The sequence below is a fragment of the Planomonospora algeriensis genome (assembly GCF_977012225.1).
This window is the reverse complement of record NZ_CDRNDK010000026.1, coordinates 1-16,076: the sequence shown is the minus strand read 5'-3', so window position 1 is coordinate 16,076 and position 16,076 is coordinate 1. Positions and strand designations below refer to the sequence as shown.

The window sequence follows — 16,076 nt, the reverse complement described above, 5'->3', positions numbered from 1 at the left end:
CCGTGTTGACGGAGCTCCTTGCCGGTTGGATAGCGCATCAGCGATGGTTCGCCGGTAAGGGGCGCCCCATCGACGAGCTGACGGTCGACTCCGACCTCGAACTCGTCCCGGGACTCCGTCACCTCATCGTCTCCGTGCGCCAGGGGGACGAGCGCGACCGCTACCAGCTCCTGCTGGGCGCCCGCGACGACCTCCCCGACCGGCTCAACCATGTGCTGATCGGCCACGACGGCGGCCGCGGCCTGTACGACGCGGCCCACGACGCCGACCTCACCGGCACCCTGCTGGAGGCCATGGCCGCCGGGCGCGACCTCGGTCCGCTGCGCTTCCGCCACCTGGAAGGCGCCGAGCTCGACACCTCGCAGCGCAGCCTGGTGCTCGGCGCCGAGCAGTCCAACACCTCCCTGGTGTACGGCGACGCCTACATCTGCAAGCTGTTCCGCCGACTGATCCCGGGCGTCAACCCGGAGCTGGAGATCGTCAACGCGCTCGCCCTGCGCAAGGCGGCCCACATCGCGCAGCCGTACGGCTGGATCGAGACCGACCTCGACGGCGAGCCGACCACGCTCGCGATGACCCAGGAGTTCCTGGCGGGCGCCAACGACGGCTGGGCGCTGGCCCTGGCGAGCGTCCGCGACCTGTACGGCTCGCCGGAGCAGTCGGCCTCGGACGCGGGCGGCGACTTCAGCGCCGAGTCCTTCCGGCTCGGCACCGCCACCGCCGAGGTCCACCAGGAGCTGGCCGCCGCGTTCCCGACCGGCGTGATGGAGGCGGCCGAGGTCAAGCACCTGATGGAGGACCAGCACCGCCGCCTGCGCCGCGCCGTCGAGGAGGTCCCCGAGCTGGCCGCCTGCGCCCCGGTCGCCGAGGAGGCCTACCAGCGGGTCATGGACGTGGCGCACGCCGTCCCCGTCCAGCGGGTGCACGGCGACTACCACCTGGGCCAGGTGATGCGCACTCCGACGGACTGGATCGTCCTCGACTTCGAGGGCGAGCCCGGCCAGCCGCTGGCCGAGCGCCGGGCGCTGTCCTCCCCGCTGCGCGACGTGGCCGGGATGCTGCGCTCCTTCGACTACGCCGCGCGGCACCTGCTGGCCGGCCACCCCGAGGCCGCCGACCTGCTCCCGCAGGCCTCCGAGTGGGCCGAGCTCAACCGCTCGTCGTTCCTGGCCGGCTACTCGGCGGGCGGCGGGCGGCTGCTGGGGGAGGACGCCGTCCTGCTGCGCGCCCTGGAGCTGTCCAAGGCGGTCTACGAGGTCGTCTACGAGGCGCGCAACCGCCCCTCCTGGCTGCCGGTCCCCCTGGCCGCGTTCGGCTGCTGAGCCAACGGTTCCCCATTCCCCCTGACCGGCCGCCTCGGATTCACTACTCTGCGCATACGAAAACACGCGGAGAGTAGGTATTAGATGAGACGGGCACGGATCATGATGGCGTTCGCCGTCGCCGGGGCGACGGCCGTCGTGGGGGTGCTGTCCCTGGTGCCGGGGGAGCAGGGATCGCAGGCGGCCCAGTCCGTCGCCCGCCGGCCCTCGCCCGGCGACCCGCTGACCGGTGACGAGATCACCCGGGCGGGCCGGATCGCCTCGGCGACCTGGCGCAGCCATATGACGACCGGGCGGGCCGAACTGCTCTACGTCGAGCGCGACGACGACAAGGCGGCCGGGGACCGGCGCCGGGCCGACGCCTACATCTACGACTACCGCACCGACCGGCTCGTCGTGCGGACCGTGGACCTGGCCAAGGGCGAGGTCGTGGAGGAGCGGACCGGCCGCGGCGTGCAGCCGCCGCCGTCCCGCGGCGAGGAGACCGCGGCGGCCGAGCTGCTGCTGGCCGATCCGAAGTACGGCGAGCGGGTGCGCGCGGCGCACCTCAAGGCGGGCGGCAGGCCGCTGGTCTCCGCCGCCGACCTGGGACTGCGGGCGCTGACCTTCACCCCGCGCCCCGGGGACAAGGTCGCCGGGGCCTGCGAGACCCACCGGTGCGTCCGGCTGTTCGTCCGGCTGCCCGACGGCAGCTGGCTGGACACCAGCCGGATCGTCGTCGACCTGTCCGCCAAGAAGATCCTCACCCTGGAGTGGTGACCGTGTTCCTCCGCCTGACCCTCTCCTGCGCCCTGCTCGTCACCGGGCTCACCGGCGCCGGGACCACCGCGAACGCGGGCGCCGCCGGGGCCGCCGGGGCCGCAGACCCCGTCCGCAACGCGCAGGCCGCGCCGGGCTCCCAGCCGTCGTGCAGCTCGCCGTACCGGATCGACAAGACGCTGCCGAACGGCGCGCGCTGGCGGCTCTGCTGGGAGATGCGCACCATCGAGGGACTGACCCTCACCGACGTCACCTACACCCCCAAGGGCGGCGAGACGATCGGCGTGCTGCGCAGCACCGCGCTGGCGCAGATCCACGTCCCCTACGACAGCGGCGAGCCGCGCTTCCACGACATCGGCACCATCGGCGACGACGCCATCGCGCTGAAGTCCGCCGACTGCCCCGGCGGCGAGCGCCGCAGCCAGTTCGTCTGCGTCACCACCCGGGCGCGCGGCCACGGCTACCTGAAGTCGGACGGCGAGGGGGTGACCAAGTCCGCGCAGGGGACCGACCTGGTGGTGTTCGCCGCCTTCCAGCTGGGCTGGTACACCTACCTGGTCGAGTGGGCCTTCGGCGACGACGGCGCGATCACCCCCCGCGTCGGGGCGACCGGCTCGCTCTCCGGTTTCACCACCACGCCCGAGCACGGCTGGCCGGTCGGGGTGGGGTCGACGAAGTTCGAGGAGAGCCACAACCACAACGTCTTCTGGCGGCTCGACTTCGACATCGAGGGCTCGCGCGGCGACGTCGTCGAGCAGTACGACTTCACCGGGTCCGGCACGTCCAAGCGGAAGCTCGCCAGGACCGTCTTCGACGAGGAGACCAAGGCCGTCAACAGCCGGATGCGGTGGTGGCGGGTGGTCGACTCCGGTGTGCTCAACGCCGACCGGCACCCGGTCTCCTGGGAGATCAACAACCTCGCCAGCGCGGAGTACCGGGGGCCCGCCGACGAGGCCTTCACCCGCGCCGACCTCTACGTGACCGACTACCGGGCGTGCGAGCGCCTGGCGAGCACCAACCCCACTCCCGGCTGCGGCAAGAGCCTCGACCGCTACGTCGCCGACGAGGAGCGGCTCACCGACCCCGTGGTCTGGGTCAACGTGGGCTTCCACCACGTCGCCCGGGACGAGGACGCCGACCCCATGCCCACCCACTGGCAGGGCTTCCGGATCACCCCCCGCGACGTGACCGCGAAGAACCCCTACTGAGCCCGGACCGGACCTGAAGCAGGCCCGGCCCGGACCCGGTCCGGGCCGATCCGGGCCGCACCGCCTCCCCCGCTCCCGGGGAGGCTGCGAGCGCGAGAAGATCTTTCCTGGCATGCCGCCCACGGAGTGGGTTGAACGCTGACAAGCGGGCAGGGTTAGGGGATATCGACCAATGGGAGCTGATCCATGAACGCGGACCTGGACCTGAACCGGCTGGCAGGCGGAGCCCACCACGACCCGCACTCGATCCTCGGCGCGCATCCGGGACCGGGCGGCGTCACGATCAGGGCGCTGCGGCCGTTGGCGGAGAAGGTCCAGGTGCTCCTCGGCGACGACGTCCACGACATGGAGCACCTGGACGCCGGGGTGTTCGAGGTGACGGTCCCGGGGCTGGACAAGGTCCCCGACTACCTGCTCCGGGTGTCCTACGCCGGGGCCGAGCCGTACGAGGCGGCCGACCCCTACCGGTTCTGGCCCACGCTGGGCGAGGTGGACCTGCACCTGATCGGCGAGGGGCGGCACGAGCGGCTCTGGGAGGTGCTCGGCGCGCGGATCATGCGGCACCAGGACGTGGACGGCACGGCCTTCGCCGTCTGGGCGCCGAACGCGCGCGGGGTCCGGGTGATCGGCGACTTCAACCACTGGAACGGCACCGGCCACCCGATGCGCTCCCTGGGCGGCTCCGGGGTGTGGGAGCTGTTCGTCCCCGGGGTCGGCGAGGGCGCGCGCTACAAGTTCGCCGTCCTGGGCGCCGACAGCGTCTGGCGGGAGAAGGCCGACCCGATGGCCCGCCGTACCGAGGTGCCGCCCGCGACCGCGTCGGTGGTCGACCGGTCGGAGTACGGCTGGCAGGACGGCGAGTGGATGCGGGCGCGTCCGGACCGCCGGGCGCTGGAGGAGCCGATGAGCGTCTACGAGGTGCACCTGGCCTCGTGGCGGCCCGGCCTGTCCTACCTGCGGCTCGCCGACGAGCTGGTCGACTACGTCCGGGACATGGGCTTCACGCACGTCGAGCTCCTGCCGGTGGCCGAGCACCCGTTCGGCGGCTCCTGGGGCTACCAGGTGACCTCGTACTACGCGCCGACCTCCCGGTTCGGCTCGCCCGACGAGTTCCGGCACCTGGTCGACCGGCTGCACCAGGCCGGGATCGGGGTGATCCTCGACTGGGTTCCGGCGCACTTCCCCAAGGACGCCTGGGCGCTGGCCCGCTTCGACGGCACGCCCCTGTACGAGCACTCCGACCCGGCGCGCGGCGAGCACCCCGAGTGGGGCACGCTCATCTTCGACTTCGGGCGCAGGGAGGTGCGCAACTTCCTGGTCGCCAACGCGCTGTACTGGCTGAAGGAGTTCCACATCGACGGCCTGCGGGTGGACGCGGTCGCCTCGATGCTCTACCTCGACTACTCCCGGCGCGAGGGCGAGTGGACCCCCAACCAGTACGGCGGGCGTGAGAACCTGGACGCGGTGGAGTTCCTCAAGGAGATGAACGCGGTCTGCTACCGCGAGGCCCCGGGGATCGTCACGATCGCCGAGGAGTCGACCGCCTGGCCGGGCGTCTCCCGCCCCGCCTACCTGGGCGGCCTGGGCTTCGGGTTCAAGTGGAACATGGGCTGGATGCACGACACGCTGGCCTACCTGAAGCACGAGCCGGTCTTCCGGCAGTACCACCACCACCAGATGACGTTCTCCCTGATGTACGCCTACTCGGAGAACTTCGTGCTGCCGCTCTCGCACGACGAGGTGGTGCACGGCAAGGGCTCGCTGCTGGGCAAGATGCCCGGCGACGAGTGGCAGCGCTTCGCCAACCTGCGCGCGCTGCTGGCGTTCATGTGGGCCCACCCCGGCAAGCAGCTGCTGTTCATGGGCGGCGAGTTCGGCCAGGGGGCCGAGTGGTCCGAGGAACGCGGGCTCGACTGGTGGATGCTGCAGTTCGACGGGCACAAGGGCGTCCAGCAGCTGGTGCGCGACCTCAACCGGGTCTACCGGGAGACTCCGGCCATGTGGCGGCTGGACACCTCGCCCGAGGGGTTCCGCTGGATCGACGCCGACGACGCGCCGGGCAACGTGTTCTCCTTCCTCCGGCAGGCCCCCGACGGCTCGGCCGTGGCCTGCGTGGCCAACTTCTCCGGCGGGCCGCACGAGGGCTACCACCTCGGCCTGCCGTACGGCGGCGCCTGGACGGAGGTCGTCAACACCGACGCCTACGCCTACGCGGGCAGCGGCATCGGCAACCTCGGTGAGGTGGAGGCCGTCGCCGAGCCCCGGCACGGCCTGCCGTACTCCGTCCGCCTGCGCGTCCCGCCGCTCGGCGCCCTCTGGCTCCGGCACGACGCCCCGCAGGAGACCGGCGAGCCGGCCGGTGAGGACGTCGAGGTGGCTCCCAGCGGCGAGATCGCCTGACCCGACCCGCGGTGCTGGGTCGGCCACGTCGGACGTGGCCGGCCCAGCCCGTGTCCGGGCACCTTAAATCTGGCTTATGTCCGGCTTATGGGGCCGCCGAAACGTTGACCCTCGCGGGAACATGGTCTTACGCTCCAGAATCAATAGGAAACTTTCCTATGAGTACGGGGGCTAAGCACTCTCTGACCTGGAGCGATCTTTGCGAAGAATCACCATCGGCTCTCTGGTTACGGCAGCAGCGCTGCTGGTCCCCATGGGAATCGGAACCATGAGCACGGCGAGCGCCGCCGCCTCGGCCACCGCCACCTACGTGACCACCTCCGACTGGGGCAACGGCTTCGAGGGCAAGATCACCGTCAAGGCGGGCAGCACCGCCCTCAACGACTGGAAGGTCGAGTTCGACCTCCCCTCCGGCACCTCGATCTCCTCCGCGTGGGACGCGGAGATGAGCAAGAGCGGCAGCCACTACGCCTTCACCGGCAAGTCGTGGAACAAGTCCCTGGCGGCGGGAGCCTCCCTCAGCTTCGGCTTCATCGGTGCGCCCGGCGGGGTGAAGAGCCTCGCGAACTGCAAGCTCAACGGCGCCTCCTGCAGCGGCGGCGGCACCACCGAGCCCACCCCGACCGCCACTCCGACGGTCAAGCCGACCGTCACCCCGACGGCCACGCCCACGGCGACTCCCACGGTGACCCCGACGGCGACCCCGACGGCGACCCCGACGGCGACCCCGACGGTCAAGCCCACGGTCACCCCGACCGTCGACCCCGACCCGTCGGGCAAGAAGATCGTCGGCTACTTCACCAACTGGGGCGTCTACGGGCGCAACTACCACGTGAAGAACCTGGTCACCAGCGGCTCGGCGGCGAAGCTGACCCACATCCTGTACGCCTTCGGCAACACCACCGGCGGCAAGTGCGCGATCGGCGACTCCTACGCCGACTACGACAAGGCCTACACCGCCGACCAGAGCGTCGACGGCGTCGCCGACACCTGGGACACCGGGGCGCTGCGCGGCAACTTCGGCCAGCTCCGCAAGCTGAAGAAGGCCTACCCGCACATCAAGGTGATCTGGTCCTTCGGCGGCTGGACCTGGTCCGGCGGCTTCACCCAGGCCGCGGCCAACCCGGCCGCGTTCGCCAAGTCCTGCCACGACCTGGTCGAGGACCCGCGCTGGGCCGACGTGTTCGACGGCATCGACGTCGACTGGGAGTACCCCAACGCCTGCGGCCTGTCCTGTGACACCAGCGGCCCCGACGCCTTCAAGAAGGTGATCCGGGCCCTGCGCGCCGAGTTCGGCCCCAACGCCCTGATCACCGCGGCGACCACCGCCGACGGCTCCAACGGCGGCAAGATCGACGCCGCCGACTACGCCGGCGCCATCGGGGACCTCAACTGGCTCATGCCGATGACCTACGACTACTTCGGCGCGTTCGCGCCCAAGGGCCCGACGGCCCCGCACTCACCGCTGACCTCCTACGCGGGCATCCCGCAGGCCGGGTTCGACTCCGACTCCGCGATCAAGAAGTTCAAGGCCAAGGGCGTCCCGGCGAGCAAGCTCCTGCTGGGCATCGGCTTCTACGGCCGCGGCTGGAGCGGCGTGACCCAGGCGGCTCCGGGCGGCACCGCCACCGGCGCGGCGCAGGGCACCTACGAGGCGGGCATCGAGGACTACAAGGTCCTCAAGAGCAAGTGCCCGGCCACCGGCACCGTGGGCGGCACCGCCTACGGCTTCTGCAACGGCGAATGGTGGAGCTACGACACCCCGAGCACCATCAAGGGCAAGATGACCTACGCCAAGAACCAGGGCCTGGGCGGCGCCTTCTTCTGGGAGACCAGCGGCGACACCGCCAACGGTGAGCTCATCACCGCGATCGCCAACGGCCTGAAGTAATATTTCGGGCACTCGGCCCTCCGTGCGCGTGACGCCGCGGGGGGCCGAGCCGCGTCCGGGCCCGGAAGTCCGGCCGGGATCCGCAGTCGGGGATCCGCAGTCAGGGACCCGGACGGACTTCCTGGGTCCGTGGCCGGAAGGCCCTCGACCGGGGGCCCGCGGCCGGGGGCACTGAAGATCTGCTGTGAAGATCCACGAATCCGGGACAAGGGTATTCACCGGGCGCGAACCGCTGCCTAGACTCCGAATCGCCCGCTTCATCCCCCGGAGGACGTGTGCGACTTCGAGCTGCCGTGGCCCTGGCGATCGTGCTCACCATCACCCCTGCCGTGCCCGCGGTCGCCGAGGACCCCGCCGCCCCGGCCCCGGCGGCCACCGGGAGCCCCGCCGTACCGCCCCCGGCGACCGGCGAGGCACCGGCCGCCGGTGAGACAGCGGCGACCGGCGAGACAGCGGCCACCGGTGAGACGCCGGCCCCGCCTCCGGACGCCCCCGCCGACGCTCCCCCCGGACGGGGACGGGACGCCCGCCCCGGACGGGACCCCGGCGCCGCGGGCGCCGAAGCTGGAGGACGGCCTCGCCGCCGACGAGGACGGGACCCGCGTCATCGTCGAGGTGACCGCCCCCGCCGAGGCCGCCCCGGTGGCGGGCGCGGCCGAGGCCCTGCCGGAGTCCGAGGTCGTGCTCCACCCGCCGGACACCTCGTTCATCGTGGTCGAGGCGACCGGCGACTCCCTGGCCGCGCTGGCCGCCGACCCCCGGGTGGTCTCGGTACGGCGGGACCGCACCTACTCCCCCGTCTCCCTGGCCTCGGGGCTGCAGGTGATCGGAGCCGACAAGGCGCACGCCGCCGGGGCGACCGGCCAGGGCCAGACCATCGCGATCATCGACACCGGCGTCGACGCCGACCACCCCGCCCTGGGCGGCAAGGTCGTACGGCAGGCGTGCTTCTCCGCCACGGACGGCGGCGCGCAGTCCCTGTGCCCCAACGGGCAGGCCGAGGACGCCTCCGCCGACGCCGAGACGGCCGCGTGCGTGCACGAGGGCGTCAACCTGTGCGACCACGGCACCCACGTCGCGGGCATCGCCCACGCGGTCGCCCCCGACGCGGACCTCATCGCCGTCCAGGTCTTCAGCCGGACCACCGACTGCTGGGAGGGCGAGACCGCCTGCCTGACCGCCTACGAGTCCTCGCTCCTGCTCGCCCTCGACCACGTCGCCGCGCTGAAGGACACCGTCCCCGGCCTCGTCGCGGTCAACCTCAGCCTGGGCGGCGGGATGTCCGACGGGGCGTGCGACGCCGTACCGGAGCTGCAGGCCATGCGGGAGCGGGTGGAGGCCCTGCGGGCCAAGGGCGTGGCGGTCGTCGCGGCGGCCGGGAACGAGGGCTTCGCCGGAGCCGGGCCCCCGGGTGCCTCTCCGGCGCGGTGACCGTGGGCGCGACCGCCGACGACGACCACGTCCCCTACTGGTCCAACCACGGTCCGGTGCTCGACCTGTTCGCTCCCGGCGTCGAGATCGACTCCGCGGTCCCCGGCGGCGGCACCCAGGTCTACAGCGGGACCTCCATGGCGACCCCGCACGTGGCCGGCGCGTTCGCGCTGCTGGCCCAGAAGGACGCCGACGACGCCCCCGACGCGCTCCTGGGCAGGCTCAGGGCCTCGGGCCGCCCGGTCACCTACGCCGGGGTGAGCACGCCCCGGATCGACCTGGCCGTCGCGGTCGACGGCGGGACCCCCGCACCCGGGATCACTCCTCCGGGCCCGGAGCAGGGCGCCGTCCCGGACGATCCCGCCGACGAGCCGGTCCCCGACCCGAGCGCGGGCCCGCAGCCGTCCCCCGGCCCGGAGAGCCCCTCCCCCGCCGATCCGGCGCCGGTCCCGCTGCCCACCGTGACCGTCACCGTGACCGTTACCGCCACGCCGACCGCCGCGCCCGCCGCGCGGGCGGTGTGCACCCGGGGGACGGCGAAGCGGCCCCTGACCGCCGCGCGGTGGGCCGCCGAGCTCACCCGGGGCACCGGGGACCTGCCGGACGAGACGCTCGCCTGCTACCTGCGCCTGGTGGGCAAGGCCAGCGCGGTCTTCTCCGAGGCGGCCCGCGCCTCCACGCTGGGCACCGCCTACCGGGTGCTCAAGCCCGCCAAGCGGACGAAGCGCGCCGTACTGGACAGCGAGCTGCTGGCCGCGTGGCTGAACTGGGCGCACGGCGCGGTCGACCTCGGCGCCAGGGCCGGGGGGGACGGGCACGGTGAAGGGCGTGCTCGCGACGGCCGAGAAGCGCCGCCTGGCGGGGACGTCCCCGGGCGGATCCGTCTCCGCCCTACGAAAGTATGCGAACGCACGCCGTACCGCATGAGCCGCGAAAGCGTCGCTTAGGGTGAATCCATGGACGCGACGAAGGCGATCATCGACACCGTCGACAAGATCCGGCAGCGGCGGACCGCTCCGCTGGTCCTGGAGCTCGACCTCAGCGAGGGCCTCATCGACCGGCCCCCGGCCGACCCGCTGAGCGCGGTCCTGTCCATGCGCAGGGCACGGCTCTCCGACGTGCTGTCCGGGCTGAAACGGGCCAGGACGGACGACCGGGTCAAGGGGCTGGTCGTCAAGATCGGCACCCACCACCTGGGCCTGGCCATGGTGCAGGAGCTGCGCCAGGCGGTGCTCCGGTTCCGGGCGGCGGGCAAGCGGGCGGTGGTGTTCGCCGAGTCGTTCGGCGAGTTCGGCGCGGGCACCGTCCCCTACTACCTGGCCAGCGCCTTCGACCGGGTCTACCTGCAGCCCTCGGGCGACGTCGGGCTGACCGGCATCGCGCTGGAGCAGCGCTTCGTGCGCGGCGCGCTGGAGAAGCTCGGCGTCGAGTACCAGCTCGGCCAGCGCCACGAGTACAAGACCGCGGCGAACATGTTCACCCGGGAGGGCATGACCGAGCCGCACCGCGAGTCGGTGGCCCGGATCGCCGAGTCGGTCACCGAGCAGATCGTCGCGGGCATCGCCGAGGGGCGCCGGCTCGACCCGGCCAAGGTCCGCGAGCTCGTCGACGCCGGGCCGTTCATCGGCGCCGAGGCGGTCGAGGCCGGCCTCGTGGACGGGCTCGCCTACCGCGACGAGGTCTACGACGAGGTCAGGCGGGAGGCGGGCGCGGACGCCCTGCTCCTGTACGTCTCCCGCTACCACAAGGGGGCGCTCGCCCGGAAGCTGCCGCACCCCGGTGAGCAGACGGTGGCGCTGGTGCAGGGCAGCGGGCCGATCAAGCTCGGCCGGAGCGGGCGCGGCCCCATGGGCGGCGGCGCGATGGGCTCCGACACGGTCTGCGCCGCCCTGCGCGCGGCCCGCCGCGACGACAACGTGCGGGCGGTCGTGTTCCGGGTGGACAGCCCCGGTGGTTCCTACGTCGCCTCCGACGCCGTCTGGCGCGAGGTCGTGCTCACCCGTCAGGCGGGCAAGCCCGTCATCGTCTCGATGGGGGACGTGGCGGCCTCCGGCGGCTACTTCGTCGCCATGGCCGCCGACGTGATCATTGCCCAGCCCGGCACGCTCACCGGCTCCATCGGCGTGTTCGGCGGCAAGCCCGTCATCGGCGAACTGCTCGGGAAGCTCGGCGTGACCTCCGAGACCGTGCGCGAGGGCGCCAACGCGGCGATGTTCTCGCCCTCGCACGGCTTCTCCGACGCCCAGTGGGACCGGGTCAACGCCTGGCTGGACCGGATCTACGACGACTTCGTGGGCAAGGTGGCCGAGGGCCGGGGGCTGACCCGCGAGCGCGCCCACGAGCTGGCCAGGGGCCGGGTCTGGACCGGCGCCGACGCCCACGCCAGCGGGCTGGTGGACGAGCTCGGCGGGCTGGAGGACGCCCTGGCCCTGGCCCGCAAGAAGGCCGGGCTCGCGGCCGACGCCCCGGTGCGCCCCTACCCCCGGATGAACCCGCTGGAGCGGCTGCGCCCGCCGGAGTCCAGCGAGGACAGGGCCGCCGCGCTCGCCCGGGTCCGGCTGGAGGCCTGGGGCCCGCTGGCCGCCCTCGCCTCCGAGCTCGGCCTGCCGTCGTACGGCCCGCTCACGCTCCCCGGCTCCTGGACGATCCGCTAGGAGCCCGTCCCGGGCTCCGGATCCTCTCCGTCGACGCCCCGTCCCGGCGCGAGCCGTACGGCGGGGCGTCCCCGTGTCCGCGGCCGGATTCCGTGACATCCGTGGCACCCGCAGCGGGCGCCGGATCGCCTTCCCGCGTGGTGCCGGAGCCGGACGGCCTCGACGCGGTGCGGCGCTCTCATTTGTAAATGAACGTTCATTTACAAACCGGACGCGGAGCGGTAGCCTTCCCGAGCGGAGATCACCGGCCGCGCGTCCGCCGACGGACGGGGCGGGAGAAGGGAGGACGGACATGGCGCGACCCCGCACGACCAGTGACGAGGCGATCATGCGAGCCACCGGACGGGCGATCACCGCCCACGGGCCGGCAGGCCTGACGCTGGCCGCCGTCGCCGCCGAGGCGGGGCTGTCCCCCGCCGCGCTCGTGCAGCGGTTCGGGTCCAAGCGCGGCCTGCTGCTGGCCTTCGCCGCCTGGGCCGCCGCCGGCGCCGGGGAGGTCTTCCTGCGGGCACGTCAACGGCACGACTCCCCCCTGGAGGCCCTGCACGGCGCCCTGACCGAGCTGGCCTCGGGCCTGCGCACCCCCGAGGAGGTGGCCAACGGCCTGGCCTTCCTGCAGCTCGACCTGACCGATCCGGAGTTCCGCGAGCACGCCGCCGACCAGGCCCGCCGGGTACGGGAGGAGATCACCGGCCTGCTCGCCGACGCCGTGGCCGCCCGCCTGCTGGCCGAGGACACCGACCCCGTACGGCTGGCCCGCGCGGTCCAGGTCGCCTACAACGGCGCGCTCATCCTGTGGGCCGTGACCGGCGGGGAGGACCTCGCCGACGCCCTGCGCGCCGACATCGACCACTTGCTCCAGCCCCACCGGCCCTGACGACCCCGAGGAGACCTACGACATGACGTCCCAGCAGCCGTTCACCGTGTCGGTGTTCATCGCCACCAGCCTGGACGGATTCATCGCCCGCCCCGACGGCGACATCGACTGGCTCACCAGCCGGGGGGAGCAGGCCGGCGACATGGGCTACCAGGAGTTCATCACCGGGATCGACACCGTCGTGATGGGCCGCGCCACCTACGAGAAGGCCCTCACCTTCGGCGCCGAGCAGTGGCCGTACGACGGCAGGCACGTGGCGGTCCTGAGCACCCGCCTGGACGACGGCGCCGATCCCCGTATCACCGTCCACCGCGACCTCGGCCGGTTGACGCGGGCCCTCGCCGAGCGCGGCACCAAGAGCGTCTACGCCGACGGGGGCCAGGTCGTGCAGTCGTTCCTGCGCGCCGGACTGGTGCACGAGCTGACCATCACCACGGCCCCCGTGCTGCTCGGCAGCGGCCTGCGCCTCTTCGGCGCCCTCGACGGAGACATCGCGCTCGTCCACCGGTCGACCACGGTCCCCGGCGCCGGCTTCGTCCAGACCACCTACGCCGTGCAGAACCAGGCCTGAGATCCGTCTCGGGGAGCCGGCGTCATCCGGGCGAGCGGATTTCAGCCCAGGGCGCGGTAGCGGCCGCGGAGCCGGACGAGCGGGGCGGCGGCCGCATCGACGTAGTCGACGCCCAGGACCCGGGCGATGTAGAGGGTGTGGTCTCCGGCGGGGACGACCTGGGTCGTCTCGGCCTCCAGGGCGGTCACGCCCTTCTCCACGACGAGCGCCTCGCTCAGCGGGCCCCGGTGGTGCGGGGTGCCCGCGAGCAGCAGCCGCGCGCCGGGGCGGCCGGCGGCGGCGAACCGGCTGGCGACGGCCTTCTGCTCCGCCGAGAGCACGCTGGCGGCCCAGCGGTCGCGGCGGAGCAGCAGCTCGTTGAGGTAGCCGCCGCTGGCCAGGCTGACCATGACCAGCGGCGGGTCGAGCGAGATCGAGGTGAGGGTGGTCACGGTCGTGCCCACGTCGTCGCGCCCGTCCCGGACGGTCACCACGGACACCGCCCCGGCGACCTGCGCCATCGCCTCGGTGAACTCGCTCATCACCACCACCGCCTCACGCCGACCACCCTAAGGGGTCAGACCAGGCCGTTCTGCGTCAGCCAGTCCTTGGCCACCGCGGCGGCGTCGTCCTTGTCGACCGCGACGCGCTTCATCAGCGCGACCAGGCCGGCGGTGTCGAGCTTGGCGGAGACCGCGTCCAGCGCACCCCGCACCGTGTCGTTCACGCCCGCCTTGTTGACCAGCGGCGCGATGTTCTCGGCGGCGAAGGCGCTCTTGGTGTCCTGGAGCGAGACGAGGTCGTTGAGGACGATCTTGGGGTCGGTGGTGAAGACGTTGCCGACCTGGACGGTGCCGTCCTTGATGGCGTCGGCGGTGGCGGCGCCGGTCTTCTTCCACTCCTTGAACTCCAGGCCGTAGACGTCCTTGAAGTTCTGCTCCTGGCGCGACTGGAACTCCGGCGGGCCGCCCACCGCGTAGCCCTTGGCGACCTTGGCCAGGTCCTCGATCGTGGCCAGGCCCTCCTTCTCGGCGGTGGCCCTGGTGACGGTCAGCGAGTTGTTGTCCTCGGCCGCGGCGGGTGAGAGGAGCTCCAGTTCGGCGGGGAGCTTCTCCTTGAGCGCGGCGACGACGTCGTCCTTGGTCTTGGCCGTGGCCGTCTTGTCGACGTAGGCCAGCAGCGAGCCGACGTACTCCGGCAGGATCGTCAGGCCGCCCCCCTTGACCTGGTCGTAGAGGACCTCGCGGCTGCCGATGTTGAGCTTCTTCTCGACCTGCACGCCCTTGGCCTCCAGGGCCTGGGCGTAGATCTCGGCCAGCAGGACGTTCTCCGGGAAGTTGGCCGAGCCGACGACGACCTTCCCGCCCGGGGCGGGGGCGGCGGAGCCGGAGCCCGCCGGAGCGGGTGACGCGCTGGTGAGCGGGTCGCCGCCCCCGCACGCGCTGAGCGTGAACGCCGCGGACAGGACGATGACCGCGGTACAGAGCAGGCGCTTCATCGCAATTCCCTTCTGAATCGGGAGGAAAAAAGGAGATTATCGGACGCTCCGCCGGCGGCTCACCCCCGGTGACACCGAAACACGCGACAGGAGCGCGAACAATCCCTGGACGGCCAGCGCGAGCCCCGCCACCAGGACGGCCCCGCCGACGGCGCGCGGGTAGTCCTGGGTCGCCAGGCCGTCGATGACGTAGCGGCCGAGACCGCCCAGGCCCACGTAGGCGGCGACCGTCGCGGTCGCCACCACCTGGATGGCGGCCGTGCGCAGGCCGAGCAGGATCAGCGGAAGCGCCACCGGCACCAGCACCCCGGACAGGACCTGGCGGCCGCGCAGGCCCATCCCGTAGGCGGCGTCGCGCAGTTCGGGGTCCACCCCCCGGACGCCTTCGTAGGCGTTGACCAGGATGGGCGGTACGGCCAGCGCCACCAGCGGGATCAGCACCGGGACGATCGTGCCGACCCCCATCAGGAGCACGATCAGCACGAGCAGGCCCAGCGTCGGCAGGGCGCGGGCCGCGTTGGCGCTCAGCACCACCAGGAGCGCGCCCCGGCCGGTGTGCCCGATCCACAGTCCCAGCGGCACCGCGACGGCCATGGCCAGCAGCAGCGAGAGCCCGGCGAACTCCAGGTGCTCGGCCAGCCGGGCCGGGATGCCGTCCGCGCCGGTCCAGTTGGCCGGATCGCCGAGGAACTCGATCAGCCAGTTCACGCCCGCCCCCTCGTCCGGGACCCGGCCCACGGCGTCAGCAGGCGCTGCGCGCCGACCAGCAGCAGGTCGGCGGCCCCGGCCAGGAGCACGATCAGCACGATGCCCGCGATGATCGGGGTGGGGAACTGCCGCTGCCAGCCGTCGATGAACAGGTAGCCGAGCCCGCCCCGGCCCACCAGCGCGCCCACGCTGACCAGGCTGACGCTGGAGACCGTCGCCACCCGCAGCCCGGCGAGCACGACCGGCACCGCGATCGGCAGCTCGACCTGGAGCAGCCGCCGCAGCGGGGTGAAGCCCATGGCCGTCGCGGACTGGCGGACGTGGTCGGGGACCGCGGCCAGCCCGTCCACCACGGCCGGGACCAGCACCGCCATCGCGTAGAAGGTGAGCGGGACCATGACGGTCAGCCGGGTGGCCAGGCCCGTGATCGGGATCAGCACGATGAAGACCGCCAGCGAGGGCAGCGAGTAGACCACGTTCATCACGCCGACGGTGGGCTGGTAGAGCCGGCGCCAGCGCACGCCCGCCAGGCCGAGCGGGAGCGCGAGCAGCAGCCCGGCGAGCACGGGGACCAGCGCCATGACGGCGTTGTCGGCCAGCAGCTCCCGGAGCACGGGCAGGTTGCGCCCGATCCAGTCCCAGCGGACCAGCGGTTCCTCACCCACGGGCGGCCCCCGGAGCTCCCCCGGCGACTCCACCGGTGACCCCGCCGGCCACCGTATCGGCGGCCCCGGCCGCGAGATCACCCGTGGTCCCGCCGCGCCCGCGCTCGCGTGGC

General features: G+C 72.8%; 14 protein-coding genes. 10 read left to right on the top strand and 4 right to left on the bottom strand.

The window, feature by feature from the left end; genetic code table 11:
- Nucleotides 1–2 precede the first annotated feature (2 nt).
- The 10 genes from ACWJ6R_RS05190 (at nucleotide 3) to ACWJ6R_RS05145 (ending at nucleotide 13,113) form a co-directional block, all read left to right on the top strand.
- Complete coding sequence (locus ACWJ6R_RS05190) at nucleotides 3–1,322, top strand: maltokinase N-terminal cap-like domain-containing protein (protein WP_449061093.1); 1,320 nt, start codon at nucleotides 3–5, stop codon at nucleotides 1,320–1,322.
- Between the two features lie 84 nt (nucleotides 1,323–1,406).
- Nucleotides 1,407–2,081 (top strand): hypothetical protein, encoded by a 675-nt coding sequence (locus ACWJ6R_RS05185; protein WP_449061092.1) that lies wholly within the window; start codon nucleotides 1,407–1,409, stop codon nucleotides 2,079–2,081.
- Nucleotides 2,078–3,289, top strand: a complete 1,212-nt coding sequence (locus tag ACWJ6R_RS05180; protein WP_449061091.1) for a copper amine oxidase — start codon at nucleotides 2,078–2,080, stop codon at nucleotides 3,287–3,289. The genes ACWJ6R_RS05185 and ACWJ6R_RS05180 overlap by 4 nt, the downstream gene beginning before the upstream one ends.
- Before the next feature lie 186 nt (nucleotides 3,290–3,475).
- On the top strand, nucleotides 3,476–5,689 hold the full coding sequence (gene glgB / locus ACWJ6R_RS05175) for a 1,4-alpha-glucan branching protein GlgB (RefSeq protein ID WP_449061090.1): 2,214 nt from the start codon (nucleotides 3,476–3,478) through the stop codon (nucleotides 5,687–5,689).
- A gap of 268 nt (nucleotides 5,690–5,957) precedes the next feature.
- Nucleotides 5,958–7,580, top strand: a complete 1,623-nt coding sequence (locus ACWJ6R_RS05170; protein ID WP_449061089.1) for a glycosyl hydrolase family 18 protein — start codon at nucleotides 5,958–5,960, stop codon at nucleotides 7,578–7,580.
- A gap of 462 nt (nucleotides 7,581–8,042) precedes the next feature.
- A complete protein-coding gene (locus ACWJ6R_RS05165; protein ID WP_449061088.1) occupies nucleotides 8,043–9,011 on the top strand; it encodes a S8 family serine peptidase in 969 nt (322 codons plus the stop codon).
- Complete coding sequence (locus ACWJ6R_RS05160; protein ID WP_449061087.1) at nucleotides 9,008–9,958, top strand: S8 family serine peptidase; 951 nt, start codon at nucleotides 9,008–9,010, stop codon at nucleotides 9,956–9,958. Before ACWJ6R_RS05165 ends, ACWJ6R_RS05160 begins: the two co-directional genes overlap by 4 nt.
- Nucleotides 9,959–9,967: 9 nt before the next feature.
- Nucleotides 9,968–11,665 carry a signal peptide peptidase SppA gene (gene sppA, locus ACWJ6R_RS05155; RefSeq protein ID WP_449061086.1) on the top strand — a complete coding sequence of 566 codons (1,698 nt, stop codon included), beginning with the start codon at nucleotides 9,968–9,970 and terminating at the stop codon, nucleotides 11,663–11,665.
- Between the two features lie 292 nt (nucleotides 11,666–11,957).
- Nucleotides 11,958–12,542, top strand: coding sequence for a TetR family transcriptional regulator (locus ACWJ6R_RS05150; protein WP_449061085.1), 585 nt, complete (start codon nucleotides 11,958–11,960; stop codon nucleotides 12,540–12,542).
- 22 nt (nucleotides 12,543–12,564) lie between these two features.
- Complete coding sequence (locus ACWJ6R_RS05145; RefSeq protein ID WP_449061084.1) at nucleotides 12,565–13,113, top strand: dihydrofolate reductase family protein; 549 nt, start codon at nucleotides 12,565–12,567, stop codon at nucleotides 13,111–13,113.
- A 41-nt stretch (nucleotides 13,114–13,154) separates the two neighbouring features.
- Here ACWJ6R_RS05145 and ACWJ6R_RS05140 read toward each other — a convergent pair whose 3' ends face one another.
- From ACWJ6R_RS05140 to ACWJ6R_RS05125, 4 genes are read right to left on the bottom strand one after another with little or no spacing between them, the layout of a single operon-like run.
- On the bottom strand, nucleotides 13,155–13,634 hold the full coding sequence (locus ACWJ6R_RS05140) for a flavin reductase family protein (RefSeq protein ID WP_449061083.1): 480 nt from the start codon (nucleotides 13,632–13,634) through the stop codon (nucleotides 13,155–13,157).
- A gap of 35 nt (nucleotides 13,635–13,669) precedes the next feature.
- Entirely contained in the window at nucleotides 13,670–14,590 is a 921-nt protein-coding gene (locus ACWJ6R_RS05135; RefSeq protein WP_449061082.1) for an ABC transporter substrate-binding protein, read from the bottom strand.
- Between the two features lie 36 nt (nucleotides 14,591–14,626).
- Entirely contained in the window at nucleotides 14,627–15,298 is a 672-nt protein-coding gene (locus ACWJ6R_RS05130; protein WP_449061081.1) for an ABC transporter permease, read from the bottom strand.
- Nucleotides 15,295–15,963, bottom strand: a complete 669-nt coding sequence (locus tag ACWJ6R_RS05125; protein WP_449061080.1) for an ABC transporter permease — start codon at nucleotides 15,961–15,963, stop codon at nucleotides 15,295–15,297. The genes ACWJ6R_RS05130 and ACWJ6R_RS05125 overlap by 4 nt, the downstream gene beginning before the upstream one ends.
- Nucleotides 15,964–16,076: the final 113 nt, after the last annotated feature.

Coding starts and splice junctions, on each gene's coding strand:
- ACWJ6R_RS05170 (WP_449061089.1), top strand. CDS start 5,958: ATGAGCACGGCGAGCGCCGCCGCCTCGGCCACCGCCACCTACGTGACC.
- ACWJ6R_RS05135 (WP_449061082.1), bottom strand. CDS start 14,590: ATGAAGCGCCTGCTCTGTACCGCGGTCATCGTCCTGTCCGCGGCGTTC.
- ACWJ6R_RS05185 (WP_449061092.1), top strand. CDS start 1,407: ATGAGACGGGCACGGATCATGATGGCGTTCGCCGTCGCCGGGGCGACG.
- ACWJ6R_RS05150 (WP_449061085.1), top strand. CDS start 11,958: ATGGCGCGACCCCGCACGACCAGTGACGAGGCGATCATGCGAGCCACC.
- sppA (WP_449061086.1), top strand. CDS start 9,968: ATGGACGCGACGAAGGCGATCATCGACACCGTCGACAAGATCCGGCAG.
- ACWJ6R_RS05145 (WP_449061084.1), top strand. CDS start 12,565: ATGACGTCCCAGCAGCCGTTCACCGTGTCGGTGTTCATCGCCACCAGC.
- glgB (WP_449061090.1), top strand. CDS start 3,476: ATGAACGCGGACCTGGACCTGAACCGGCTGGCAGGCGGAGCCCACCAC.
- ACWJ6R_RS05140 (WP_449061083.1), bottom strand. CDS start 13,634: ATGAGCGAGTTCACCGAGGCGATGGCGCAGGTCGCCGGGGCGGTGTCC.